The organism is Enterobacter cloacae complex sp. GF14B (assembly GCF_004136805.1).
Classification (GTDB): domain Bacteria; phylum Pseudomonadota; class Gammaproteobacteria; order Enterobacterales; family Enterobacteriaceae; genus Enterobacter; species Enterobacter hormaechei_C.
This window is the reverse complement of sequence record NZ_QFRV01000019.1, coordinates 31281-55169: the sequence shown is the minus strand read 5'-3', so window position 1 is coordinate 55169 and position 23889 is coordinate 31281. Positions and strand designations below refer to the sequence as shown.

The 23889-nt window shown below is 55.1% G+C and carries 25 protein-coding genes; 9 read left to right on the top strand and 16 right to left on the bottom strand.

What is annotated here, in order from left to right:
* Positions 1–21: 21 nt before the first annotated feature.
* Positions 22–1662, bottom strand: a complete 1641-nt coding sequence (eptA, locus tag DD606_RS09100; protein ID WP_129258546.1) for a phosphoethanolamine transferase EptA — start codon at positions 1660–1662, stop codon at positions 22–24.
* 147 nt (positions 1663–1809) lie between these two features.
* On the opposite strand from eptA, the gene DD606_RS09095 reads away from it, so the two are divergent.
* The 3 genes from DD606_RS09095 to sodC all read left to right on the top strand — a co-directional run bounded on the left by DD606_RS09095 (position 1810) and on the right by sodC (position 3594).
* Positions 1810–2049 carry a DUF1289 domain-containing protein gene (locus DD606_RS09095; RefSeq protein WP_003857614.1) on the top strand — a complete coding sequence of 80 codons (240 nt, stop codon included), beginning with the start codon at positions 1810–1812 and terminating at the stop codon, positions 2047–2049.
* Positions 2050–2097: 48 nt separating this feature from the next.
* Complete coding sequence (locus DD606_RS09090) at positions 2098–2994, top strand: aldo/keto reductase family oxidoreductase (RefSeq protein WP_003857612.1); 897 nt, start codon at positions 2098–2100, stop codon at positions 2992–2994.
* Positions 2995–3075: 81 nt separating this feature from the next.
* A complete protein-coding gene (sodC, locus tag DD606_RS09085; RefSeq protein ID WP_058647754.1) occupies positions 3076–3594 on the top strand; it encodes a superoxide dismutase [Cu-Zn] SodC in 519 nt (172 codons plus the stop codon).
* On the opposite strand, the gene DD606_RS09080 is transcribed toward sodC, so the two are convergent.
* From DD606_RS09080 to DD606_RS09070, 3 genes are read right to left on the bottom strand one after another with little or no spacing between them, the layout of a single operon-like run.
* Positions 3573–5606 (bottom strand): FUSC family protein, encoded by a 2034-nt coding sequence (locus DD606_RS09080; protein WP_129258550.1) that lies wholly within the window; start codon positions 5604–5606, stop codon positions 3573–3575. The two genes, sodC and DD606_RS09080, sit on opposite strands and share 22 nt — an antisense overlap.
* Positions 5606–6466 (bottom strand): HlyD family secretion protein, encoded by an 861-nt coding sequence (locus tag DD606_RS09075; RefSeq protein WP_045346515.1) that lies wholly within the window; start codon positions 6464–6466, stop codon positions 5606–5608. The genes DD606_RS09080 and DD606_RS09075 overlap by 1 nt, the downstream gene beginning before the upstream one ends.
* A gap of 2 nt (positions 6467–6468) precedes the next feature.
* Complete coding sequence (locus DD606_RS09070) at positions 6469–6705, bottom strand: DUF1656 domain-containing protein (protein ID WP_003857607.1); 237 nt, start codon at positions 6703–6705, stop codon at positions 6469–6471.
* A gap of 187 nt (positions 6706–6892) precedes the next feature.
* On the opposite strand from DD606_RS09070, the gene slyA reads away from it, so the two are divergent.
* Positions 6893–7333, top strand: a complete 441-nt coding sequence (gene slyA, locus DD606_RS09065; RefSeq protein WP_006808997.1) for a transcriptional regulator SlyA — start codon at positions 6893–6895, stop codon at positions 7331–7333.
* Between the two features lie 35 nt (positions 7334–7368).
* Here the strand turns inward: slyA and DD606_RS09060 are convergent, their stop codons facing one another.
* Together DD606_RS09060 and slyB are read right to left on the bottom strand one after the other, a co-directional pair.
* On the bottom strand, positions 7369–8733 hold the full coding sequence (locus tag DD606_RS09060) for a GGDEF domain-containing protein (protein WP_023313968.1): 1365 nt from the start codon (positions 8731–8733) through the stop codon (positions 7369–7371).
* 193 nt (positions 8734–8926) lie between these two features.
* Entirely contained in the window at positions 8927–9394 is a 468-nt protein-coding gene (gene slyB, locus DD606_RS09055) for an outer membrane lipoprotein SlyB (RefSeq protein ID WP_003857604.1), read from the bottom strand.
* A 255-nt stretch (positions 9395–9649) separates the two neighbouring features.
* Here slyB and anmK point away from each other — a divergent pair, with 255 nt between their 5' ends.
* From anmK to pdxY, 5 genes are all read left to right on the top strand, one after another.
* Positions 9650–10774: an anhydro-N-acetylmuramic acid kinase gene (gene anmK, locus DD606_RS09050; RefSeq protein ID WP_022650944.1), complete on the top strand. Its 1125-nt coding sequence runs from the start codon at positions 9650–9652 to the stop codon at positions 10772–10774.
* 87 nt (positions 10775–10861) lie between these two features.
* Positions 10862–11191: a C-type lysozyme inhibitor gene (gene mliC / locus DD606_RS09045; RefSeq protein ID WP_086598549.1), complete on the top strand. Its 330-nt coding sequence runs from the start codon at positions 10862–10864 to the stop codon at positions 11189–11191.
* A gap of 57 nt (positions 11192–11248) precedes the next feature.
* Entirely contained in the window at positions 11249–11905 is a 657-nt protein-coding gene (pdxH, locus tag DD606_RS09040) for a pyridoxamine 5'-phosphate oxidase (RefSeq protein WP_003857601.1), read from the top strand.
* A 125-nt stretch (positions 11906–12030) separates the two neighbouring features.
* On the top strand, positions 12031–13305 hold the full coding sequence (gene tyrS, locus DD606_RS09035; RefSeq protein ID WP_003857600.1) for a tyrosine--tRNA ligase: 1275 nt from the start codon (positions 12031–12033) through the stop codon (positions 13303–13305).
* 66 nt (positions 13306–13371) lie between these two features.
* Positions 13372–14232 (top strand): pyridoxal kinase PdxY, encoded by an 861-nt coding sequence (gene pdxY, locus DD606_RS09030; protein ID WP_048240908.1) that lies wholly within the window; start codon positions 13372–13374, stop codon positions 14230–14232.
* Between the two features lie 90 nt (positions 14233–14322).
* On the opposite strand, the gene gstA is transcribed toward pdxY, so the two are convergent.
* The 10 genes from gstA to DD606_RS08980 all read right to left on the bottom strand — a co-directional run bounded on the left by gstA (position 14323) and on the right by DD606_RS08980 (position 23851).
* Positions 14323–14928, bottom strand: a complete 606-nt coding sequence (gene gstA / locus DD606_RS09025) for a glutathione transferase GstA (RefSeq protein WP_003857598.1) — start codon at positions 14926–14928, stop codon at positions 14323–14325.
* 105 nt (positions 14929–15033) lie between these two features.
* Positions 15034–16542, bottom strand: a complete 1509-nt coding sequence (gene dtpA, locus DD606_RS09020) for a dipeptide/tripeptide permease DtpA (RefSeq protein WP_003857596.1) — start codon at positions 16540–16542, stop codon at positions 15034–15036.
* A gap of 613 nt (positions 16543–17155) precedes the next feature.
* Positions 17156–17791, bottom strand: coding sequence for an endonuclease III (nth, locus tag DD606_RS09015; protein ID WP_003857594.1), 636 nt, complete (start codon positions 17789–17791; stop codon positions 17156–17158).
* Entirely contained in the window at positions 17788–18474 is a 687-nt protein-coding gene (locus DD606_RS09010; protein ID WP_003857592.1) for an electron transport complex subunit E, read from the bottom strand. The genes nth and DD606_RS09010 overlap by 4 nt, the downstream gene beginning before the upstream one ends.
* A gap of 2 nt (positions 18475–18476) precedes the next feature.
* Positions 18477–19097 carry an electron transport complex subunit RsxG gene (gene rsxG, locus DD606_RS09005; protein ID WP_129258544.1) on the bottom strand — a complete coding sequence of 207 codons (621 nt, stop codon included), beginning with the start codon at positions 19095–19097 and terminating at the stop codon, positions 18477–18479.
* 10 nt (positions 19098–19107) lie between these two features.
* The gene (rsxD, locus tag DD606_RS09000) at positions 19108–20160 is read right to left on the bottom strand and encodes an electron transport complex subunit RsxD (protein WP_003857588.1); all 1053 of its coding nucleotides are present in this window, start codon (positions 20158–20160) and stop codon (positions 19108–19110) included.
* The gene (gene rsxC / locus DD606_RS08995) at positions 20161–22182 is read right to left on the bottom strand and encodes an electron transport complex subunit RsxC (RefSeq protein WP_129258542.1); all 2022 of its coding nucleotides are present in this window, start codon (positions 22180–22182) and stop codon (positions 20161–20163) included.
* Positions 22175–22753 (bottom strand): electron transport complex subunit RsxB, encoded by a 579-nt coding sequence (rsxB, locus tag DD606_RS08990; RefSeq protein WP_129258540.1) that lies wholly within the window; start codon positions 22751–22753, stop codon positions 22175–22177. The genes rsxC and rsxB overlap by 8 nt, the downstream gene beginning before the upstream one ends.
* Positions 22753–23334, bottom strand: a complete 582-nt coding sequence (rsxA, locus tag DD606_RS08985; RefSeq protein ID WP_003857582.1) for an electron transport complex subunit RsxA — start codon at positions 23332–23334, stop codon at positions 22753–22755. The genes rsxB and rsxA overlap by 1 nt, the downstream gene beginning before the upstream one ends.
* A gap of 76 nt (positions 23335–23410) precedes the next feature.
* A complete protein-coding gene (locus DD606_RS08980) occupies positions 23411–23851 on the bottom strand; it encodes a DUF2569 domain-containing protein (RefSeq protein ID WP_015570663.1) in 441 nt (146 codons plus the stop codon).
* Positions 23852–23889: the final 38 nt, after the last annotated feature.

Below are 23889 nucleotides of genomic sequence, written 5' to 3'. Positions count from 1 at the left end.
TACTCTAATAGACCGTTCGGTCTAATGCAAGCCCGCTTGGCGACGACACTGTGACAGAATATCCAGCTGCGGCTGATAAACCGCTGATTTCACGTCCATCATGCCCAGAACGGTGGCGAATAAATTGTCCTGTGAAACCGCCTCTTTTGCGGCATGGTCACGCAGGCAATCCGTGTTTACGCCGAAGTTTTTCGCATAATCCGGGGAGAGCCAGAACATAAAAGGAATATGCGTTTGCTGCTCCGGGGCCAGCATATACGGCGTACCGTGCAGGTAAATTCCGCTTTCGCCCAGCGATTCACCGTGATCGGAGAGGTAAATGAGCGCCGTGTTCATGTTGGCCTGCCGGGCTTTCAGTGCGTCGATGGTTCGGCTGACGACGCTGTCGGTATACAGAATCGTGTTGTCATAGGTATTGATCAGCGACTGATGATCGCAATCCTGAATTTCATTGGTATCGCAGGTTGGGGTGAACTTGCGGAAGCTGTCCGGGTAGCGTTTGTAATAGGCCGGACCGTGGCTGCCCATCAGGTGAATAACCAGAACCGTATCCTGCTTTATTCCATCCAGCACGTTGTCCAGGCGGTACAGGTTAACGTCGTCGATACAGGATTTGTCCTTACAGAACTGATCCAGTTTCCACTGGGTCATGTCCGTGTGCGGCACGCGGTCGCAGGCGCCTTTACATCCGCCGTCGTTGTCGCGCCACAGCAGGTTGAACCCGGCGTGGTTAAGCACATCAAGCAGACCTTCCTGATGATGGGCGAGGTCCGCGTCATATTTTTTCCGCGTCATGCCGGAGAACATGCAGGGGACGGAAACAGCGGTTTCCGTGCCACAGGAGGAGGCCCGCGGGAAGTTGATGACATCCTGCTTTTTCAGCTCGGGGTTGGTTTCACGCGGGTAACCATTTAACGAGTAGTTTGCAGCGCGGGAGGCTTCGCCCACCACCACAACCAGCACGGTTTTCTTGCGTTGGCTGGCAATCAGCGCGCCTTTATGAGCATCTTCGCCAATGCGGACCAGCGTCTGGTCGCCGGCAAACCAGCGCATTTTGCTGTATTTCACCACGGCGCTCACGTAATTCGCCGGGGTGACCATTTTTACGATGCTTTTGTTATTGCGGAACAGCGAAGCATAGTCTTTATAGAACACTGACGCGACCAGGATGATCACCAGCAGCGCACCCAGCATAGCGGCGAGGCGCGTCAGGAGGGCATACCACCATTTTCCGGTGCGAATGCGCGTCAGGGCTAACACAACAGATGGAACCAGACCCGCTACGACCAGCCACAGGATCATCTGCGGCGTCACCAGGGCTGTCGCTTCCTGAGAATTAGTCTCGAACACGTTCACAATCATGTTCTGATCGATAACCGCGCCATAGGTATACATAAACCAGGTCGCGGCGGCGCATCCCAGGGTCAGGACAATCAGGAGCGGCTTACGAATATAGGGGATATTTAACAGGCTGAAGACAATCACCCAGCCGCAGAACAGTACCAGCGGCACGCTGGCAGCAAACAGGACATCGTGCAGATGCGCAGGCGCAATAATTGACCAGCTGCGCTGGATAAACAGTGCATTCAGTACGGTAAAGAAAAATGCACAGCCCAGAGTAAATTTTATATCGTTACAGTGTAACTTTTTTGCGAACCACATGATAAGCAGACCATTCGTTATATCAATGCGGCGAGTATAAGAAGGGAAGATTAGCGAAACCTTAATGTCCTGTTTGTGGCAGACATCCTTGCATGCAAGCCATTTAGGGTCTTCACTGTAGGGAATAATGACGTTCTGGAGGTAGGTGTGGCAGAGCAACTGGAATTTTTCCCTGTCCAGAGCCCGTGCCGGGGTATTTGCCAGGTTGATGAACGAGGATACTGTCGTGGCTGCATGCGCACGCGCGATGAACGTTTTAACTGGCAAAATTTCAGCGACGCGCAAAAGCAGGAGGTCTTACGGCTTTGCCGACAGCGTCTGCTGCGTAAAATTCGTGCAAACAAAGCGGTTGAACCCGAAGAACCTCAGCAACCTTCACTGTTTTAGCAGGGTAATTGCGTATACTGGTGACATGACTTCCTTGAGGAAAATGTTATGGTTCAGCGTATTACCCTTGCCCCACAGGGCCCGGAATTCTCCCGATTTGTTATGGGCTACTGGCGTCTTATGGACTGGAATATGTCTCCGGTCCAGCTGGCGGACTTTATAGAAGAGCATCTCGATCTTGGGATCACCACCGTCGATCACGCTGATATTTATGGCGGCTATCAGTGCGAGGCCGCCTTTGGCGAAGCGCTGAAGCGAGCGCCAGCGCTGCGTGAACGTATGGAGATTGTGACCAAATGCGGTATTGCCACCACAGCAAAACCGGAGCATGCGCTTGGACATTACATCACTGACAGCGCGCATATCGTTAAAAGCGCCGAGCAGTCACTGGTCAACCTGGCCACCGATCGTATCGACCTGCTGCTGATCCACCGTCCCGATCCGTTGATGGATGCGGATGAGGTCGCGGAAGCCTTCCTGACGCTGCACCAGAGCGGCAAAGTGCGCCATTTTGGCGTGTCTAACTTCACCCCGGCACAGTTTGCGCTATTGCAGTCTCGCCTGCCGTTTACGCTGGCGACGAATCAGGTGGAGATCTCGCCTGTTCATCAGCCGCTGCTGCTGGATGGCACGCTCGACCAACTGCAACAGCTGCGCATCCGTCCAATGGCATGGTCTTGCCTGGGAGGCGGCCGTCTGTTTAACGATGAGGCATTCCAGCCGCTGCGTAACGAGCTTGAAACGGTGGCGCGCGAACTGAATGCGGAGAGTATCGAGCAGGTGGTTTACGCCTGGATCCTGCGCCTGCCGTCTAAACCGCTGCCAATTATTGGCTCCGGCAAAATTGAGCGTGTCCGCGCTGCGCTTGTAGCTGAGGAGCTGGATATGACGCGTCAGCAGTGGTTCCGCATTCGTAAGGCGGCGCTGGGCTACGACGTACCCTGAGCACGCCTGAACCTGACTTTCCGGTGAAATCTGCGCCTCTGGTATAGACTTAAGGTGCAAAAAATAACCCGTGGAGGTCATATGAAGCGTTTTGCTCTGGCAATGGTCACGCTGGTTGTTTGCGCAGGGGCGCAGGCAGCCAGCGAGGACGTTGAAATGAATCTCGTCACTTCTCAGGGGGTAGGTCAGTCCATCGGGACGGTGAAAATCACCGAAACCGATAAAGGGCTGGAATTTGCTCCCGATCTCAAGGCTCTTCCACCCGGCGAACATGGTTTTCACGTTCATGCCAAAGGCAGCTGTCAACCCGCGATGAAAGAGGGGAAACCAACCGCTGCGGAGGCCGCAGGGGGGCATCTCGACCCGCAGAACTCCGGTAAGCATGAAGGCCCGGAAGGGATGGGGCATCTCGGCGATCTGCCGGTGCTGGTGGTGAATAACGACGGTAAAGCCACCGATCCCGTTGTGGCGCCACGACTCAAAAAGCTTGAAGAGGTCAAAGGCAAGGCGCTGATGGTCCACGTGGGCGGCGATAACATGTCCGATCAACCTAAACCGCTTGGCGGTGGCGGGGCGCGTTATGCCTGCGGGGTGATCTGATCGCCAATCGTTCCGGGTGGCGGCGCCTGTTCAAGCTGTGACAGGGAGCAGTGCAGCCGCCAGATAATGGACGCCAGATCGCGGGCCGCAGGCTGATGATGGTGCGCCAGCGCGTCGCAAATACGCTGAAGCTCGGCGAGCGTGACGCTCAGGGGGCGCTGCTGCACCCCGCGCTCGCTCATCACATCGCGGAGCATGGAAATACAGTTATCACGGACCTGCGACAGCGGATCGGAACGCGTCTCCCAGGCGCGCAGCTGCCACACCACGTGCGAACAGTTTAGCAGCACCACGCCCCAGCGCAGTAGCCAGCGACGGGAGAGTGAATCCTGGCTGTTGTTCAGCTGGCTGACATGATGGTAAACCAGCGATTCATACTCGCTTTCGCGCAGATGCGGCCTGCGGCTCAGCTGATCGACAAAACCCCTGCGCAACTCCCGAATATGCCTGCGGCTTTTACGCGCGTCCGAGCCCGGGCGTAGCACGGCGAAAGCCAGCCACGCCAGCCCCACGCCGAGGATCTTCGCCAGGTTGTCGTTGAGAAAATCAGCGTAATCGTAAACCGGTGGATTCGTTACAGAGATAAATGAGCCCATAAAAACAATTAACTGACCCCACAGACCGGCCAGTTTAGGCATTTGCAGTTTGAGCAACTGCATGGTGGTTAATAGCGGGAAGAGAAACAGCAGAAATTGCCAGAGGTCGGTTATCTGCACCATCAAACCAAATTTCACCACGAAGCTGAACAGCGACAGCAGCACCAGCGTACGCAGCAGAAGCGTCAGGGAGTTAAAGGGGGAAGCGGCGACGGAATAGAGCACGCAGCTGATTGCCGCAAGCGTCAGGGCCGCACTGCCCGCATCCCATTGCGTGGTGATGGCCCATGCGCCTACAGCCGTCAACGCGCAAAACGTACGAAAACCGCTCCATAGCGCCTCCATTGCGTCGGTATGCCGCGCCAGAGCAGGACTACCGGGAACGGAAAATTCGGTGACGAGCGTGGCATTCTCGACGGCTTTTAACCAGCGGCTGCTGCGCAGATACAGGCGGCAGAAATAGTTTAGACGCTGCCAGAAGGCGCGATGCCGGTAGTCATATTCATCCGCTGGGGCGAGCGGCGCGATAATGCGGGCCACGGTATAAATATCGGCATCCGAACGCGCAAGGGTAGCGAGCAGCGCCTCGATAATCTCCCGGGTATGGGCTGGGGGGGTAGGCCAGTTCAGCAACATCCGACGAAGGCTCGAGATCGCGCTCGTCATCCGCAATTGCTGGTGCAGTAAATAGTTCAGAAGCGTGTTCTGGCGACGAAAACGGTAGTGGCTCCAGAAAGCCTGGATGCGCAACAGGTTCATGGTCAGGATCTGGCCGATGACCTTTTCGTGCGCGAGGCGGATGTCATCGCTGCTGTCAGGCTGCCAGAGCAGGCTGGCATGTTCCAGCAAACGTGCGTGCATCGTTTTAAGTGCGGTGATAAGCGTAGTGCCATCTGAGGTACTGGGCAGGATCATCATCATGACGCCCCCGCACAGAATGCCGACCATCACTTCACACACGCGTGCCTGGGCGATATCCCACAGCTCAGTGGTATCCAGCACGTTGACGACCGGAAAGGCGATAATGGCCGCGGTGTAACCCGCCAGTTGAAACGCATAGGCAACGTTATTGGTAAAATGAGCGCAGGCCCAGGTACACAGCCCCAGCCATGCCGACATGCTTAACAAAAAGAGCCAGGGATCGTTCAGAGTATGGCCGGCAAGAAGCAGTGCGGCGGTTGCCCCCAGCAGGCTACCCGCCACGCGCCCGAGGCTTTTACTGATAACGCCCCCGACGGTAGGGAAGCTGACGACCGCCGCAGAGGTCATCGCCCAGTAAGGCTCATCCAGATTCAGATAATAGGCAACCGTAAGCGCAAGGCACATGGCGATGCCGTTACGCAGCGCGTAACGCCACTGCGGCCGTGTCGCTTTTATCCACGGCGTATTGCGCCAGGAGAGAGCTCCCAGGTTCATCATCGCGATCCGATGGCGACAGTGCAGGTTGTGCCAGAGACCAGGGTAATGTCTTTCGGCAGTTGATCAAACTCGACGCGAACAGGCACCCGCTGAGCCAGACGCACCCACGGTACGTTGGGTTTGATGTCGGGCACCAGGCCAGAATCGGTTTCCACGCTCTGATCGTAAATTGCCCGACCTATGCTGCTAACGTGACCCTGTAACGTTTCTGCGCCGCTGTAAAGCGTGATTCGGGCAGGCGCTCCCTCGCGGATATGGCGCAGCTTGGTCTCTTCAAAATAACCTACAACATAGAAAGAGCGGCTGTCGACCAGGGCAAAGACCGGCTGGCCTGTGGTGGCGTAATCCCCCACACGGGTCGACAGGCTCGTGATCCATCCATCCACCGGAGCTTTGACAACGGTCTGGGTCAGTTGCCACTCGGCCTGTTTCAGCGTTGCCTCTGCAACCTTCAGGTTGGCCTGCATGGCTTTTACATTGATATTGGCGGTATCGAGATCTTCCGCAGAGATGTAATTCCTCGACAGATGTCGGCGACGTTCGGCTTCGTTATTGGCTTTTGCCAGATCGGATTGAGCTTTTGCGAGCTGCGCCTGGGCATTGAGCACCGCAATGTGAAAAGGGGTCTCGTCGATGCGGAATAACACATCACCCGCATGAACGAACTGGTTGTCCTTCACCAGCAGCGCGCTGATACTGCCGGACACTTGTGGCGTGATGCTGACCTGTTCCGCGCGGATCTTGCCGTCACGCGTCCAGGGCGACTGCATGTAATAATTCCAGAGCCACCAGCCGGCGATAAGCGCCAGCGCTAAGACGAAAAGAGTGGAAAAATATTTTAACGTTTTCAATGCTATTCTCACCACACGGTTAACACGGCAAGGCCAAGACAGACGGAGAGGGTAAACAGGGAGAGATCCATTAACATCGGGTGCCAGATTTCACCGGAATACATCCAGTCGCGCAGCAGACGATGCGCAATGAGCCAGATCACAAAACCGACCATCACGGCTTTAAACAGTGGCGGAAAGTAGACCGATGCGCCAACAATCAGATCCTGGAGGGGCAACCCTGCGGAGAAGGAAAACAACGTCACAAGCAGCGATCCTTTGCGGTGGAATGAGGGCCACAATGGCAGATTTCAATGCGATGGCGCATTACCGTTCAGTGTAAATCATCCTTTAAGGAATGATGAATACCGTGATTGCATTTGTTTTGGCAATACAAATACTGCAAACTATTCTAAAATCACTATAATCACTTAGCAAGCTAATTATAAGGAGATGAAATTGGAATCGCCATTAGGTTCTGATCTGGCAAGGTTGGTACGCATCTGGCGTGCTCTGATTGACCATCGCCTGAAACCTCTGGAACTCACACAGACGCACTGGGTTACGCTGCACAACATCCATCAGCTTCCGCCCGATCAGTCACAGATCCAACTGGCAAAAGCGATTGGTATTGAACAGCCTTCCCTGGTGCGTACCCTTGACCAGCTGGAAGAGAAGGGACTCATCTCCCGACAAACCTGCGCCAGCGACCGTCGCGCCAAGCGGATCAAATTGACGGAAAAAGCGGCCCCGATTATTACTGAGATGGAAACCGTCATCAGTAAAACGCGAGGGGAGATCCTGGCCGGTATTTCACCCGCTGAGCTGGAGATGCTGATCGGACTCATCGCCCGTCTTGAGCAAAACATCCACGATTTACAGTCGCGCGACTGACGTTGTTCACTGGCCTTGCTCGTGCAAGGCCTTTGTCATGTTCTGAACACCACCACCCGGTTGCGGCCCGTCTCTTTTGCCTCGTACATGGCTTTATCCGCGCTTTCCACACAGGTTTCAGCGCTGGTTTCCGGCGATGTTGCGGTGAATACTCCCATACTAATGGTAATCGGTTCCGGAAGCTGCCCACCGCTGCTGGCCTTGTCAAACCCGCTCAACTTGAGGCGAATACGTTCGGCAACCTGATGCGCGACATCGGACGGTGTATTTGTCAGCATGAGCACAAACTCTTCGCCGCCGATCCGCGCCGCGATATCCTGCGGTCGCACCGAATCGGTCAACAGGTTTGAGACAAACTGTAAAACCCTATCCCCCTGCAAATGACCGTAGCAGTCGTTAATGCGTTTAAAACGGTCAAGATCGCTCACGACCACCGATACCGGATGTGTCACCGTGGCCGTGTTTAGCGCGTGATTTAATGAATCATAGAAATAGCTGCGATTATAAAGACGGGTGAGGGGGTCGCGGATGGAATTTTGATAAGACTGCTGATATTTTACATGCGAGTCACGATACAAATTAAATACGTCGGAAAGTAAGATGAAAATAATCATTAACGTAGCGACAGTTTCGAATAACCGTGCCCGGTACCATGAAATATCTTCAGCGTGTCCGCCTAACAATAGCATGAGCAGAGTGACGATATAACAGACACATAAAAAATTGCCGCCGACCCAAAACAAATTCCTCACGCGGGTAATGGCCAACAGGGTGATTAACGTTACTACCCACAGAACGATCAAAATGATATTGATCGCCTGGCTCCAGAGAACCATAAACTGTCGGGTTTCATTATCCACCAGGTCCAGTGTGAGCAGGGTTGAATGGCTGGAATAGAACAATGCCAGCCCAAGCATACAGCCCGTAAAGAGCGAGGCGCCGACAACGATACCAACATGGGCGCTTCGTGAGAGCGCAGAATTGCGCAGGGTATACAGTAATGCTGCGACGATCATCAGCACCGCCATTAAAAAGTGGCGGAACATGTAGAAAATCATGGCGTCGTTATAGTTCGCTTCGTTGAACTGATAGAGATCAAGCCAGGCCGGGAAGCTGGCCAGTGTCCCCACCATCAGTAACGCCGAACCGGCAAAGGCCAGGGCAATGGGAACAAGATATAATCGCCTTTTGTCGCACCAGTATTTCATTGCCATAAAACAGGCAATAAACAGATGGAACACCAGAAGAAATATCGTCAGCGTAGGGAAAAACAAAGGTGAAAACGAAGGAACCCATTCAACAAGTTTTATAAAAAAACCTTGTAATACGGCAATGATAACAATGCACCCAAGCGCGAAGGCCACAAAGCGGTTCTTTACAAATCGACAGATCGCAAGCATAGAGAATTTAAAAATTAAAAAAGGAAAAAGAGATTGCGAAGAGTCTAAGCGAGGGAAATAAAAAATACTTTGCGCACGGACAAGAACGGGTGAAATGAATAATTCACCATGTGAATATATTGTGCCAATATATTATTGGAAATGATGATTTTGGTAAATGGATGCGGTCTGAAAGACCACATCCATCAGGATATTAACGCGGGGAGACGGTGACCTGGCTGCCGTTGCTTGCAAGAACAACACGCTGGCCAGCAGAGAAGCGGGTGTTACCCTGTTTCTGCACAACCATAATAGTGCTGCCATCGTCTTTGCGGATTTCCAGCTCAACGCCCTGAGTTTTGTTCATCGCACCCTGAACGCCCTGACCCGCTACGCCGCCTGCAACTGCGCCCGCTGCGGTCGCCAGAGAACGTCCGGTGCCGCCGCCAATGGTATTACCCAGGAAACCACCCAGCACAGCACCGCCGATTGCGCCCACCACGTTCGTGTCATCGCCACCCTGAATCTGAACAGGACGGGCATTAACGATAGTACCGTATGTCACGTTCTGTACCTGTTTAGCTTCAGAAGCACTATATACGTCGCCGGAGAGTGAACTGTCATTCACACAACCCGCCAGTGTTAAACCAATCAGCGAAACGCCCAGTACACGTAAAATCATTTGACTCTCCTGTTCACCAAAAAACGCCCGGTTGGGGCATCCGTTATGGCTAAATTATATGGCATTCCTGACCACAGTTCATATCTTTGCATGCCGAATAAATAAATTTTACCTGAACAGGGCTTAACGGGACATAAACAAACATCGCCTGTGCTACAGGTCTGAGATTGTTAAAAATTATTATCACCGCATAGCAAAGCCGCGTTATTTATGATGGAGTGTTTGCACTTAGCCCATGTAACGTAAGGAAAGCGCATGAAATCGGGTCGCTATATCGGTGTGATGTCTGGTACCAGTCTTGACGGTGTGGATGTCGTTCTGGCCGCCATTGATGAAAACATGGTGGCGCAGCAGGCAAGCCTGACCTGGCCAATTCCGGTCTCGTTAAAAGAAGAGATCCTGAACATCTGCCAGGGGCAACAGCTGACGCTTTCCCAACTGGGCCAACTGGATGTGCGTCTGGGGGCGCTGTTTGCTGATGCGGTACTGGCCCTGATGCAGCAGGAAAGACTCCACCCGCAGGACATCGTGGCAATAGGCTGCCATGGGCAGACCGTCTGGCATGAACCTGTCGGCGAGGCGCCGCACACGATGCAAATTGGCGATAACAACCAGATTGTGGCAAAAACCGGCGTAACGGTGGTGGGTGATTTCCGTCGTCGCGATATGGCCCTCGGCGGGCAGGGGGCGCCGCTGGTTCCGGCATTTCATCAGGCGCTGCTGGCGCACCCGGTAGAGCGCAGGATGGTCCTGAACATCGGCGGGATCGCCAACCTGTCGATGCTTATTCCCGGGCAGCCCGTGCGGGGGTACGATACCGGACCCGGTAATATGCTGATGGATGCCTGGATTTGGCGTCAGAGCGGTAAAGCCTATGACAAAGACGCGCAGTGGGCCAGCCAGGGGAAAGTGATCCTTCCCTTGCTGCAAACCCTGTTAAGCGATCCTTTCTTTGCTCTGCCTGCGCCAAAAAGCACGGGGCGGGAATATTTCAACTACGGCTGGCTTGAACGTCAGCTGGCGCGCTTCCCCGGCCTTGCGCCTCAGGATGTTCAGGCTACGCTGACGGAGCTCACCGCGGTGTCGATCTCTGAACAGGTGTTGCTGAGCGGCGGGTGTGAGCGCTTGCTGGTATGCGGAGGCGGAAGCCGAAACCCTCTGGTGATGGCACGCCTTGCCGCCTTGCTGCCGGGCACCGAAGTCACGACCACTGATGAAGCCGGGATCAGCGGAGACGATATGGAAGCGCTGGCCTTCGCCTGGCTTGCCTGGCGTACGGTTGCCGGTCTGCCGGGTAATTTACCCTCCGTAACCGGTGCGCGGGAGGCGAGCGTCCTCGGGGCCATTTTCCCCGCAAACCCGCGCCATAATCAGAGTTAACTGAAATTCAGCGGGAGGCGTAACCCGTAAAATAGGGAAAAACAGGAGGGCGGTTAGGCCCTCCAGGACCAGGATAGTCTTCGGAATCTGCCCATGAAAAAACTTCTTCTCATTGCTGTACCTTTTCTTATGACCGGATGCAGCGTCTATAACCAGTTCGTTGAGCGTATGCAAACCGATACGCTGGAATATCGTTGTGATGAAAAACCGCTGACGGTGAAGCTGAACAACCCGCGTCAGGAAGCCAGCTTTGTTTATGACAATAAGTTGTTGACGCTGAAGCAGGGAATGTCGGCCTCCGGTGCGCGCTACTCAGACGGGATCTACGTCTTCTGGTCGAAAGGCGACAGCGCCACCGTCTACAAGCGTGACCACATTGTGCTGAACAATTGTCAGCTTCAAAATCCGAAGCGTTGAGATTTTTGAAGGGGGCGCGCACAATAGCGCCACCCAATCTCACTTTCAGCTAACGCCATGTCAGATAACGACGAACTACAGCAAATTGCGCATCTGCGCCGTGAATACACCAAAGGCGGTCTGCGACGCCAGGATCTTCCCGCCGAACCGCTGGTGCTTTTTGAACGCTGGCTGAAGCAGGCCTGCGAAGCGAAACTGGCCGACCCGACCGCGATGGTTGTTGCCACGGTTGATGAAAATGGTCAGCCGTATCAACGCATCGTTCTTCTCAAGCATTATGACGAGAAAGGGCTGGTGTTCTACACCAACCTGGGCAGTCGTAAAGCGCATCACCTTGAAAATAATCCGCGTATTAGCCTGCTCTTCCCGTGGCATATGCTTGAGCGCCAGGTGATGGTTACCGGCAAGGCGGAGCGCCTCTCTACGCTCGAAGTGGTGAAATATTTCCACAGCCGCCCGCGCGACAGTCAGATCGGTGCCTGGGTCTCTAAACAGTCCAGCCGAATCTCAGCCCGCGGCGTGCTGGAGAGTAAATTCCTCGAACTCAAACAAAAGTTTCAGCAGGGTGAAGTACCGCTGCCGAGTTTCTGGGGCGGGTTCCGCATCCCCATTGAGCAGATGGAATTCTGGCAGGGCGGTGAACACCGTCTCCACGACCGCTTTTTATACCAGCGCGACAACGGTGGCTGGAAAATCGACAGACTGGCACCGTAATCCCCAAAATTTGTTGATTTAAGCGCTAGCGCACACCGCGCTGGCGCTTTATTCTATGGTCCTTTCGCATCAGGCGAAAAGTCGTGTACCGGCAAAGGTGCAGTCGTTTATACATGGAGAATTTGATGGCAAGCAGTAACTTGATTAAACAATTGCAAGAGCGGGGCCTCGTGGCCCAGGTGACGGACGAGGAAGCGTTAGCAGAGCGACTGGCGCAAGGCCCGATCGCGCTCTATTGCGGCTTCGATCCCACCGCTGACAGCTTGCATTTGGGGCATCTTGTTCCATTGTTATGCCTGAAACGCTTCCAGATGGCCGGCCATAAGCCTGTCGCTCTGGTTGGCGGCGCGACCGGTCTGATTGGCGACCCAAGTTTCAAAGCCGCTGAGCGTAAGCTGAATACCGAAGATACCGTGCAGGAGTGGGTGGATAAGATCCGTAAACAGGTTGCACCATTCCTGGATTTCGACTGCGGTGAGAACTCTGCGATTGCGGCGAACAACTACGACTGGTTTGGTGGCATGAACGTGCTGACGTTCCTGCGTGACATCGGCAAACACTTCTCTGTTAACCAGATGATTAACAAAGAAGCAGTGAAGCAGCGTCTTAACCGTGACGACCAAGGTATCTCTTTCACCGAGTTCTCTTACAACCTGTTGCAGGGGTATGACTTTGCCTGCCTGAACAAGCTGCACGGCGTATCTCTGCAAATTGGCGGTTCCGACCAGTGGGGTAACATCACCTCCGGTATCGATCTGACCCGTCGCCTCCACCAGAATCAGGTGTTTGGTCTGACCGTGCCGTTGATCACCAAAGCAGACGGTACCAAGTTCGGTAAGACCGAAGGCGGCGCGGTATGGCTGGATCCGAAGAAAACCAGCCCGTATAAATTCTACCAGTTCTGGATCAACACGGCGGATGCCGACGTTTATCGCTTCCTGAAGTTCTTCACCTTTATGGATATCGAAGAAATCAATGCGCTGGAAGAAGAAGACAAGAACAGCGGTAAAGCACCACGCGCCCAGTACGTGCTGGCGGACGAAGTAACCAAACTGGTTCACGGCGAAGAAGGTCTGGCGGCGGCGAAACGCATTACGGCGAGCCTGTTCAACGGGACCCTGAGCGATTTAAGCGAAGCGGATTTCGAACAGCTGGCGCAGGATGGCGTACCGATGGTGGAGATGGAAAAAGGCGCCGATCTGATGCAGGCGCTGGTGGACTCCGAGCTCCAGCCGTCTCGCGGTCAGGCGCGTAAAACCATCGCCTCTAACGCGATCACCATTAATGGCGAAAAACAGGCCGATCCGGAATACACCTTTACCGAGAACGACCGTCTCTATGGTCGCTACACGCTGCTGCGTCGCGGTAAGAAAAATTACTGCCTGGTCTGCTGGAAGTAATTAAAAGTATGCAGGGGCGTGGGAAACCACGCCCCTTTTGTTTTGACAGGGTTTGGTAAGTACAACATGAAGAACATCCTCGCCATTCAGTCCCACGTTGTGTTTGGACATGCTGGCAACAGCGCTGCGGAATTCCCGATGCGCCGCCTCGGCGTTAACGTCTGGCCCCTCAATACCGTCCAGTTTTCGAATCACACCCAGTACGGTAAATGGACCGGCTGCGTGATGCCGCCGTCGCATCTGACGGAAGTCGTTCAGGGGATTGCGGATATCGACCAGCTTAAACGCTGCGATGCCGTACTGAGCGGCTATCTGGGATCGGCGGAGCAGGGGGAACATATCCTCGGCATTGTGCGCCAGGTGAAAGCGGCAAACCCCGCGGCGAAATATTTCTGCGATCCGGTGATGGGACATCCTGAAAAAGGCTGCATCGTAGCGCCGGGCGTTGCGGAGTTTCATGTCCGTCATGCATTGCCCGCCAGCGATATTATTGCCCCCAACCTGATTGAACTGGAGATCCTCAGCGAGCATCCGGTTAACAGCGTAGAAGAGGCTGTAAGCGCCTCTCGCGAGCTGATCGCCCAGGGGCCAGAGATTGTACTGGTGAAACACCTGGCACGCGCAGGGTTGAGCCAGGACCGTTTTGAGAAGCTGCTGGTGACGAAGGATGAAGCCTGGCATATCAGTCGACCGCTGGTGGATTTCGGTGCACGTCAGCCTGTCGGGGTCGGGGACGTGACCAGCGGTTTGCTGCTGGTGAAGCTATTGCAGGGCGCGAGCCTGCGCGATGCGCTGGAGCACGTCACCGCAGCCGTTTATGAAATCATGATTGCGACGAAGACGATGCAGGAATATGAGCTCCAGGTCGTCGCGGCACAGGATCGCATCGCGAAGCCGGAGCACTATTTTAGCGCAACGCAGCTATAGACACTGCCCGGCGGCGCTGCGCTTGCGCGGGCCTACGGAATTTGTAGGCCGGGTAAGCGTCAGCGCCACCCGGCTCCTCAGGCCGCTCCGTTAATTCAACCCTTCCGCTTTCAGCGCCGCCGCCACCGCAGGACGCTCCGCCACGCGCGTCATATACGATGCGACATGGTCTAATCCTTCCATGTTCAACTTAACCGCGCGCGCCCAGCGCAGAACGGTAAACAGATAGGCATCGGCGATAGTGAAACGCGAGCCACAGATCCACTGGTCGTCTTTCAGCGCGTCGTTAACGTACTGCAACTTTTTCTCCAGCAGCGCGCGCACGGTAGGTTTGTACTCTTCTGGCGTGTCCGGGCGGAACAGGGGCGTAAAGCCTTTGTGCAGTTCGGTGGCAATATAGTTCAGCCACTCCAGCGTCTTATAACGCGCAATGCTGCCGGTGGGGGCAAGGAGCTGACGATCCGGTACGTTGTCCGCCAGGAATTGCATAATCGCCACCCCTTCGGTCAGCAGGGTGCCATCATCCAGCAGCAGGGCCGGAACCTGCCCTTTTGGGTTAATCGCAAAAAAGTCATCCCCGTTTTCCAGGCGCTTTTTCATCAGGTCAACGCCGTCCAGCGTGAAATCTTTACCGCTCTCGCGAAGCGTAATATGGGAAGCAAGAGAGCAGGCGCCCGGTTTATAGAACAGTTTCATCGGTAACTCCTTTTTGCTGAGGTTCCAGCTATGTTAGTGCGCGTTCGGATAAAAAAAAAGCCGCTAATCAATTAGCGGCTTCTGTTCAGTCGTTTCCCGATGACATTACGCGTTCGCGGTTTTAATCGCTTTAGCGGATTTGTCGTCGTCCTGCGTCATACGATTCAGTTTAGGTGCGGTCAGCAGCATCAGTACGGCAATCACGGCGGTCGCGATACCAATTTGCATGAACACGGTGCCGTAGACATTCAGGGAAACCAGCGGGTCGGTAACGTTGTCTGGTACCGCCATCAGGTTCGCAATCTTACCTGCGATGATGGCCGCGCCAGCGGTAGTCAGGAACCAGCTACCCATGATGAAGCCCATCAGACGCTGAGGGACCAGCTGCGCAACCATCGCCAGGCCCAGACCGGAGATCATCAGTTCACCGATGGATTGCAGCGCATAGCTCAGGATCAGCCAGTTAACAGAAACGATACCCGCGTCGGTCGCGAATTTCGTCCCCAGCGGCAGCACCAGGAATGCGCCAGAGCACAGCACCATACCGATAGCGAATTTGTGCGGCATAGGCAGACGGTCGCCCATCTTGTTATAGATAGCGGCCAGAATCGGGCTACCAATCATGATCCAGAACGGGTTCAGGGCCTGATACTGCTCCGGCTCGAACGCGATACCGAGGATGGAGTGCTCAACGTTGCGGATAGCGAAGAAGTTCAGAGACGTTGGCATCTGGCTGTACAGAACGAAGAAGATGATTGCTTCCAGCATCAGAATGAACGCCACAATCATCTTACGACGTGCCGCACCCTGCATCGCGAAGGCTTCTTTCGCGAAGATAATCACGATACCCAGCGCAACCACGCCCAGTACGGCACGTGCAACGCCCTGGTTATGCAGCAGCCAGGTGGCGACAGCGGCCAGGATCACGATGCCGACGATGGTTGCCAGCAGTTTGCCCATGTGCACGGGTTCGAAGTCTGGTTTTGAACCATAGTCTTTAACCCAGCTACGGCAGAACAGGAAGTTCACAACGGTGATCAGCATACCCACGAAGCTCAGCGCAAACGCTACGCTCCAGCCGAATTTTGCGGCCAGCCATGGGGTTGCCAGCATAGAGAAGAAGGAGCCGATGTTGATGGACATGTAGTACATGGTAAATGCACCGTCCAGACGTGGGTCATCTTTGCTGTAGCAGGTAGAGAGCAGGGAGGATGGGTTCGCCTTGAAGAGGCCGTTACCTACCGCGATGGTAGCCATGCCCATGTAAACCACACCTGCATCGTGCCCGGACCAGGCAACCAGCCCATAGCCAATCGCCAGAACAACGGCGCCCAGCATAATGACTCGTTTAGTACCGAGGACTTTATCGCCTAACCAGCCGCCGATAGCGACGAGGCCATACACCAGGGCGCTGAAGGAAGAGAATAGCGTGATGGAATCGGCTTCAGACATACCCAGCTGTTTAACCAGGTAAACCGCCATGATCCCTTGCAGGCCGTAGTAGCCAAAACGTTCCCATAATTCGATAGAGAAAATGAGATAGAACGCTTTAGGCTGTTTGAAAGCGTTAAGACTTACGCTCTCATCTGTTGGTTTATTGTTTGCAGTAGACACATATACCTCTTTTTTTACATCCCATATTAACGGGGGTGTTCATAGCGTGATGACCGTAGTACATCCGCTTTATAGTTATATTGGGAGGGGAAACGGCGGGTAATGTTCACTATCCAGCCCCATCTGGCAATACGTTTGTAATAATCTGTTACATATAACTCTGGCGGTATAATCATCGGTTCACGCAAATGTTATGCAGCTTTAAATTTCATTGGTTGAAAATTAGTGGTTTTTTTGACTGTGAGCGACCCTGTTTAATGGCTGTATGGCGATATGTTCTGCTATTTCGGGTGATTGGCAGTGATATAGCCCATGTTCTGAAAAATGACTGGTCTTATGTGCGGTGTTGAATAGACGAAATCTTGTCTGACAAAGGGGTTGGGCGGGTTTTAACAACAAAAATCCAACATCAGGTTATCAGAGTGATCGCGATCACAGATGTATAGAAATTTTTGGTGATGAAAAAACTATTAACCTGTTTGAGTGTTAAATGACCGAAGAATCGACAATGCGTAAAGGAGAAAGAGAGGGCAATTTATGGTCAATCGAGAAGATATCAGAGCCCTTGTTAATTCTAAGGGCTTGAACAGGTAAGAAGTAAGGTGGTTTACGCTCAGGGATAGACTTTTTCTTTGTATTCGCAGAGATCTTCGATAATGCAGGAACCGCAGCGTGGCTTACGGGCAATACAGGTATACCGTCCGTGCAGGATCAGCCAGTGGTGGCAGTCCACCTTAAATTCCGCAGGAACGACTTTTAACAGCTTCTCTTCAACCTCTTCCACGTTTTTACCCGGCGCGAAACGGGTGCGATTTGAGACGCGGAAGATATGGGTATCCACGGCGATGGTCGGCCAGCCAAACGCCGTGTTCAGCACCACATTTGCCGTTTTACGCCCGACGCCCGGCAACGCTTCCAGCGCGGCGCGATCTTCAGGGACTTCACCGCCGTGCTTCTCCAGCAGGATCCGGCAGGTCTTAATGACGTTTTCGGCCTTGCTGTTAAACAGGCCAATGGTCTTGATATAGGATTTCACACCTTCAACGCCCAGCTCCAGCATGGCCTGCGGCGTATTGGCGACAGGGTAGAGCAGGGCAGTGGCTTTATTGACGCTCACGTCCGTCGCCTGTGCAGAGAGCAGCACCGCGATCAACAGTTCAAACGGCGAGTTAAAGTTCAGCTCTGTCGTTGGATGAGGATTCTCATCGCGCAGGCGCGTCAGGATCGCAATGCGTTTCTCTTTATTCATACTGCTTTCTCGGGGATCCCTTCCTGTACGCTGCGTTCAGCGGCGCGGCGTTTACGTTTTTCATCAATCAGGTATTTTAACGCCAGCATCATCCCAAGGCCAATGAAGGCGCCAGGAGGTAGCATGGCCAGCAGGAACGGGGTGTCCGTATGGAACACCTCAATACGCAGCGACTTCGCCCAGCCGCCAAGCAGCGCGTCCGCACCGTCGAAGAGCGTACCGTTGCCCAAAATTTCACGCAGAGAGCCGAGGACGAACATGGCGGCAGTCGCGCCCATGCCGATGGAAAACCCATCCAGCGCGGATATGGCCGGATTGTTTTTCACCGCGAAGGCTTCAGCGCGGCCTACGACAATACAGTTAGTCACGATAAGCGGAATGAAGATCCCGAGCGACTGGTACAGGCCAAATGCGTAGGCGTTAATCAGCATTTGCACGACGCTGACCACCGACGCAATGATCATGACATAAATCGGAATACGGATTTCTGACGGCGTCCAGCGGCGCAAAACAGAAATGGAAAAGTTAGTCAGGGTCAGCACCAGCGTGGTCGCCAGCCCCAGCCCGAGCGCGTTGGTGGCGGTAGACGTCACCGCCAGCAGCGGACATAGCCCAAGCAGCTGCACCAGCGCGGAGTTGTTCTTCCAGAGACCCTGGACGATAACCTCTTTAACCTGGCTCATGGTCACTCCTCACAGGTGGAAAGATGATTGATCTGCGCGGGCAGCGTTTCGGCATACAGCCCGGCGCGCTTTACGGCGTTGACCACCGCGCGCGGGGTAATCGTGGCGCCCGTGAACTGGTCAAATTCGCCGCCATCTTTTTTCACCGCGAAAGCAGGATCGTCCTCGCCATGAATCACCTTTCCGGCGAAGTGTAAGATCCAGTCGCTTAAGCGTGTTTCAATTTTGTCGCCAAGGCCCGGCGTTTCGTGATGTTCCGTCACGCGCGTACCCAGTACGGTGCCGGAAAAATCGCTGCCCACCAGCAGCTGAATCGCACCGGAGTAACCGTCCGGCGCGGTGGCTTCCATGACGGCGCCCACGGGGTTATCGCCCTTGCGGGCAATATAAACGCGATGGGGTCCTTTACCAAGCTGCGGAGCCTGCACGACAAAGCAGCTTTTTTGCAGGTCATTATCGTAGAGATCGGATGGGATCACCTGATCGAACAGCGCTTTTTGCTGCTTCATTGCCTGCTCTGCAATGGTGGTTTTCGTCAGTTCATTTACCAGCGCGGTCAGCCCGGTGAGGGCGGCGGCGAAGATCGCCAGCGTGACGCCGTGTTTTTGCATTGTCTTTAGCATGGCGCGACCCTTAGCGATGACCGTACACGCGTGGACGCGTGTAGTAGTCGATGAGCGGAACGGTGATGTTAGCCAGCAGCACGGCAAATGCCACGCCGTCCGGATAGCCGCCAAAGCTGCGAATAAGCCAGACCAGCAAGCCTGCCAGCGCGCCGAAAATCAGACGACCACGGTTGGTGGTAGAGGCGGTGACCGGATCGGTCAGAATAAAGAATGCCCCGAGCATGGTCGCGCCGGAGAGCAGATGGAGCTGCGGGCTGGCCAGTGACTCAGGTGAGATAACCCAGCCGAGCGTCGAGCAGACGGCCAGCGTCACCAGGAAGCTCACCGGAATATGCCAGCGGATCGCCTTCTGTTGCAGCAGGAACGCGCCACCCAACAGGTAGGCCAGATTGACCCACTGCCAGCCAGCACCTGCCAGTACGCCGCTGTAAATAGACGATTTCATCACCTGCTCCACGCTTTGTCCGGCACGCAGGGAGGTTTTGAAGGTATCGAGCGGAGTGGCCTGACTGATGCCGTCCACGCCCATGCGAAGCGCGTTCATATCTGCGCCCAGCGCGGTGTGGCCGGTAAAGATAACGTGCAGGGCATCCATAAAGCCGGGCACCGTGGCGGCGATCTCATGCGGCGGCAGCCAGCTGGTCATCTGTACCGGGAAGGAGATCAGCAGTACTACGTAGCCAATCATCGCCGGGTTAAACGGGTTATGGCCCAGCCCGCCGTACAGCTGCTTGGCGATGATCACCGCAAACACCGTTCCCAATACCACCATCCACCACGGGGCGAACGGGGGAATGCTGATGGCCAGCAACAGGCCGGTCAACAGGGCGGAGTTATCGCTCAGGATGCGAGTCACCTCCATTTTGCGCAGCTTCAGGATCGCGGCTTCCGCTGCGACGGCACTGGCGCAACCCAGAACTAACTGGAAAAGCGTACCCCAGCCGAAAAACCAACACTGTACGGCAATACCTGGCAGCGCGGCCAGGCACACCAGCATCATAATACGCGATGTCTGGCGCTGGTTATGGGTATAAGGGGAACTTGCAATTCTGAAAACCATTTAATCCTCGTTAACGGCTTGCTGCGCGGCTTTCTTTGCCTGAACGCGCGCAATCGCGGCGGCGACTGCGGCTTTGCGTGGATCGTCATTAGCGGCCGCAGGCAGTTCGTCCTGCTGTGCCGCTTTTCGTGCTTTGGCACGGGCGATGGCCGCTTCAACGGCGGCTTTACGCGGATCGACAGGGGCTTCACTCTCTTCGGCAGGTTGTAGCTGTGCCGCTTTACGTGCTTTGGCGCGGGCGATAGCGGCTTCAACGGCCGCCTTGCGCGGATCCGTCGCTTCCTGTTCAACCACCACTGTCTGCTGACCGGCTTTGCGGGCTTTTGCCCTGGCAATAGCCGCTTCCACCGCCGCTTTACGCGGGTCGATGTCGGCTTCCGGTTTGGCGTTTTGCGCTTTCTCCGCCTGACGCGCGCGTGCTTCGGCTTTCCGCGCTTCGCGGACTGCAATCGCTTCGCTGTTGTCCGGTTTTTCTCCCGGAGCGATCACAACCGTCTGGGCGGCGGTGGCTTTCTTCTCGCGTACGCGGGCCAGGGCTGCGTTAATGGCATCCTGATCTTTCGCCGCAGGCTGCACGGCAGCCTGCTTATGGCGTTCCTGACGGGCTTGTTTCTCGCGCTCCAGTCGCGCCTGGCGCGCTTCAAAGCGGGCCTTCGCTTCAGCGGCACGTTTTTCTTCCATGGAGATGGCGTAGATTTCAGCTTTCTCCTGACGGAAATACTGCACCAGCGGAATATTGCTTGGGCAGACCCAGGCGCAGGCACCGCATTCAATACAGTCAGCCAGGTTATGCGCCTGGGCTTTATCGTGCAGCTGGCCTTTGCTGTACCAGTACAACTGCTGCGGCAGTAAATCTGCCGGGCATGCGTCCGCACAGGCGCTACAGCGTATGCAACCTTTCTCTTCCTGCGTTTCGCCCATCTCCGTCAGGGAAGGGGCGAGCAGGCAGTTGGTAATCTTCACCACCGGCACATCAAGCCACGGCAGGGTAAAGCCCATCAGCGGGCCGCCCATAATGACCAGTTGATCGCTACCCGGGCAGAAGCCAGCCTGTTCCAGCAGATGACGCACCGGCGTACCCAGACGCGCCCAGATGTTGCCGGGACGGGAGACGGACTCGCCGGTCAGTGTGACGACGCGCTCGGTCAATGGCTCGCCGTCAATCACCGCACGTTTCACCGCGTAGGCGGTCCCCACGTTTTGCATCAGCACGCCGATGTCGGACGAACGGCCTCCGTGGGGGACCTGTTTGCCGGTCAGGATCTGCGTCAGCTGTTTTGCCCCGCCGGACGGATATTTGGTCGGGATCACGCGCAGGGCGATATCATGGCTGTCCGCCAGAACCGCACGCAGCATCGAAATGGCCTGCGGTTTATTGTCCTCAATACCGATCAGCACTTCGCGGGGTTGCAGGATATGCGCAAGAATGCGAATACCTTCCACCACCTGCGCGGCACAGTCCTGCATCAGACGGTCATCGGCGGTGATGTACGGTTCGCACTCGGCGGCATTGATGATCAGCGTTTCGATTTTATCGCCGCCGCCATGAAGCTTAGCGCCGGTCGGGAAGCCTGCGCCCCCCAGACCCGCCACGCCGAACTGATGAATGCGTTCAATCAGCGCTTCACGGCTGTGGGAACGGTAGTCGCTCCAGCCGTCACGCTCGATCCAGCGGTCTTCACCATCGGCTTCAATGATCACGCTCAGCTCAGACAACGCCGACGGATGGGCAACGGTATGGGGGGCAACAGCCACCACCTTACCGGAAGTCGGGGCATGTATCGGCAACATCCGTCCGCGACCAAAGGTCAGCGGCTGGCCGCGAAGAACGCTATCGCCTTCTTTCACGCACAATTCGCCTTCCGCGCCGATATGCTGTTTCAGGGGCATAACGTAACGGGTCGCCAGCGGGATCTGGCGCAGCGGCGTGCCGTTAGACTGCGATTTCATCTCAGGCGGATGAATGCCGCCGTCGAAATCCCAGATCTTCTCTTTTCTGAAGGCAGAAAATAACTTAAGCATGTTGTTCCACAGGAATATTGCGAACCGGAATGGTCTGAAGGTCCCACTTCCAGTTTTCGGTAGTCGTTTCAACCGGGCGCAGTTCTATACACTGCGTCGGGCAGGGCGCCACGCAGAGATTACAGCCGGTGCACAGATCCGCCACAACGGTATGCATCGCGCGCGTTGCGCCCACAATGGCGTCAACAGGACACGCCTGAATACATTTTGTGCAGCCAATGCAGTTGGCTTCGTCGATAACAGCAAGGGCACGAACAGGCTCCTGGGCCTGTTCATCGCAGTCGACAGGCTGGGGATCGACGTTCAGCAGGGCAGCTATTTTAAGCATGACCGCTTCGCCACCCGGCGCGCAGCGGTTGATCTTTTCTCCCTGCACGCCCACCGCCTCAGCGTAAGGGCGGCAGCCAGGGTAGCCGCACTGCCCGCACTGGCTCTGGGGTAAAAGTTCATCAATTTTTTCAACCACCGGATCGTCCTCCACCGCAAACCGGCGGGAGGCGTAACCCAGAATGATGCCAAAGACGAGTCCCAGCACGCTGATGGACGCGATGGCAATCCAGATAGCACTCATTACAACTTCACCAGACCACTAAAGCCCATAAAGGCCAGAGACATTAAACCTGCGGTCACCAGAGCGATGGCGTTACCGCGAAACGGCGCGGGAATATCCGCCGCGGCCAGACGCTCGCGAATCGAGGCGAACAGGACCATAACAAAAGAAAAACCGACCGCGGCGGAAAAACCATACAGCGCCGATTGCAGGAAATTATGCCCAAGGTTGATATTCAGTAGCGCCACGCCCAGCACCGCACAGTTAGTGGTGATGAGGGGCAGAAAAATACCCAACAGGCGATACAGGGCAGGGCTGGTTTTCCGCACCACCATTTCGGTAAATTGCACCACGACCGCAATGACCAGAATAAAGGCCAAAGTGCGCAGGTAGAGCATGTCGAGCGGGATTAGGATCCAGGTATCAATCAGCCATGCGCAAATGGAGGCCATCGTCATCACGAAGGTGGTTGCCAGCCCCATGCCCATTGCCGTCTCCAGCTTTTTGGAGACGCCCATAAACGGGCACAGGCCAAGGAACTTCACCAGTACGAAGTTATTCACCAGCACAGTTCCGACAAAGAGCAGTAAGTAATCGGTCATTATTTAGCCTGAAATAAAATAGCCGCCTATTATCGGATAAACGACAACAGGCCACAACAGGTTAACTGTAAGGTTATTACGGGTTGACAAAGGTCTTCTTAACGCGCGTCGAACGCTTGAAATAAGGGACCAGAAGCGCCGTCGCCAGTAGCGGAAACAGTAACTGGCGAACCGCCAGCGCGTCAGACACAGGCGAGAAAGCGAACGCTTTGACAGCCAGCAGCACGGAGACCAGCAGCCAGATAATGTAATGCTTTGGCACGCTTTTGCGGCGTTTGAAGAAGGCGATAGTCAGCCACAGCGTGTAGTACCACATCGCGATCGCGAAAACGAACGACACAAACCACGTCGCAATATTGAGCGCACTCTGGGACATCAGTGTCTGGATAGCATGAGGCGTAACCAGTGCGGTGGTGTAAAGCAACAGCGCCAGTGAAGCGCTTAGTAATGCCACCAGCAGCCATGCCAGCGGGGCGATTAACCAGCCCCCAATTCTCTCTCCAGGCAATGCGGTCATACGCTCTCCCATAGTCTGCGCGAAATGTTATACAGAAA

Bases quoted from the DNA above. Each gene is read 5' to 3' on its own strand.
- pdxH (WP_003857601.1), top strand. From the start codon at position 11,249: ATGTCAGATAACGACGAACTACAGCAAATTGCGCATCTGCGCCGTGAA.
- DD606_RS08980 (WP_015570663.1), bottom strand. From the start codon at position 23,851: ATGACCGCATTGCCTGGAGAGAGAATTGGGGGCTGGTTAATCGCCCCG.
- nth (WP_003857594.1), bottom strand. From the start codon at position 17,791: ATGAATAAAGAGAAACGCATTGCGATCCTGACGCGCCTGCGCGATGAG.
- rsxC (WP_129258542.1), bottom strand. From the start codon at position 22,182: ATGCTTAAGTTATTTTCTGCCTTCAGAAAAGAGAAGATCTGGGATTTC.
- rsxB (WP_129258540.1), bottom strand. From the start codon at position 22,753: ATGAGTGCTATCTGGATTGCCATCGCGTCCATCAGCGTGCTGGGACTC.
- DD606_RS09010 (WP_003857592.1), bottom strand. From the start codon at position 18,474: ATGAGCCAGGTTAAAGAGGTTATCGTCCAGGGTCTCTGGAAGAACAAC.
- tyrS (WP_003857600.1), top strand. From the start codon at position 12,031: ATGGCAAGCAGTAACTTGATTAAACAATTGCAAGAGCGGGGCCTCGTG.
- DD606_RS09090 (WP_003857612.1), top strand. From the start codon at position 2,098: ATGGTTCAGCGTATTACCCTTGCCCCACAGGGCCCGGAATTCTCCCGA.
- rsxA (WP_003857582.1), bottom strand. From the start codon at position 23,334: ATGACCGATTACTTACTGCTCTTTGTCGGAACTGTGCTGGTGAATAAC.
- slyB (WP_003857604.1), bottom strand. From the start codon at position 9,394: ATGATTTTACGTGTACTGGGCGTTTCGCTGATTGGTTTAACACTGGCG.
- rsxD (WP_003857588.1), bottom strand. From the start codon at position 20,160: ATGGTTTTCAGAATTGCAAGTTCCCCTTATACCCATAACCAGCGCCAG.
- anmK (WP_022650944.1), top strand. From the start codon at position 9,650: ATGAAATCGGGTCGCTATATCGGTGTGATGTCTGGTACCAGTCTTGAC.
- slyA (WP_006808997.1), top strand. From the start codon at position 6,893: ATGAAATTGGAATCGCCATTAGGTTCTGATCTGGCAAGGTTGGTACGC.
- pdxY (WP_048240908.1), top strand. From the start codon at position 13,372: ATGAAGAACATCCTCGCCATTCAGTCCCACGTTGTGTTTGGACATGCT.
- rsxG (WP_129258544.1), bottom strand. From the start codon at position 19,097: ATGCTAAAGACAATGCAAAAACACGGCGTCACGCTGGCGATCTTCGCC.
- gstA (WP_003857598.1), bottom strand. From the start codon at position 14,928: ATGAAACTGTTCTATAAACCGGGCGCCTGCTCTCTTGCTTCCCATATT.
- eptA (WP_129258546.1), bottom strand. From the start codon at position 1,662: ATGTGGTTCGCAAAAAAGTTACACTGTAACGATATAAAATTTACTCTG.
- DD606_RS09080 (WP_129258550.1), bottom strand. From the start codon at position 5,606: ATGAACCTGGGAGCTCTCTCCTGGCGCAATACGCCGTGGATAAAAGCG.
- sodC (WP_058647754.1), top strand. From the start codon at position 3,076: ATGAAGCGTTTTGCTCTGGCAATGGTCACGCTGGTTGTTTGCGCAGGG.
- DD606_RS09060 (WP_023313968.1), bottom strand. From the start codon at position 8,733: ATGCTTGCGATCTGTCGATTTGTAAAGAACCGCTTTGTGGCCTTCGCG.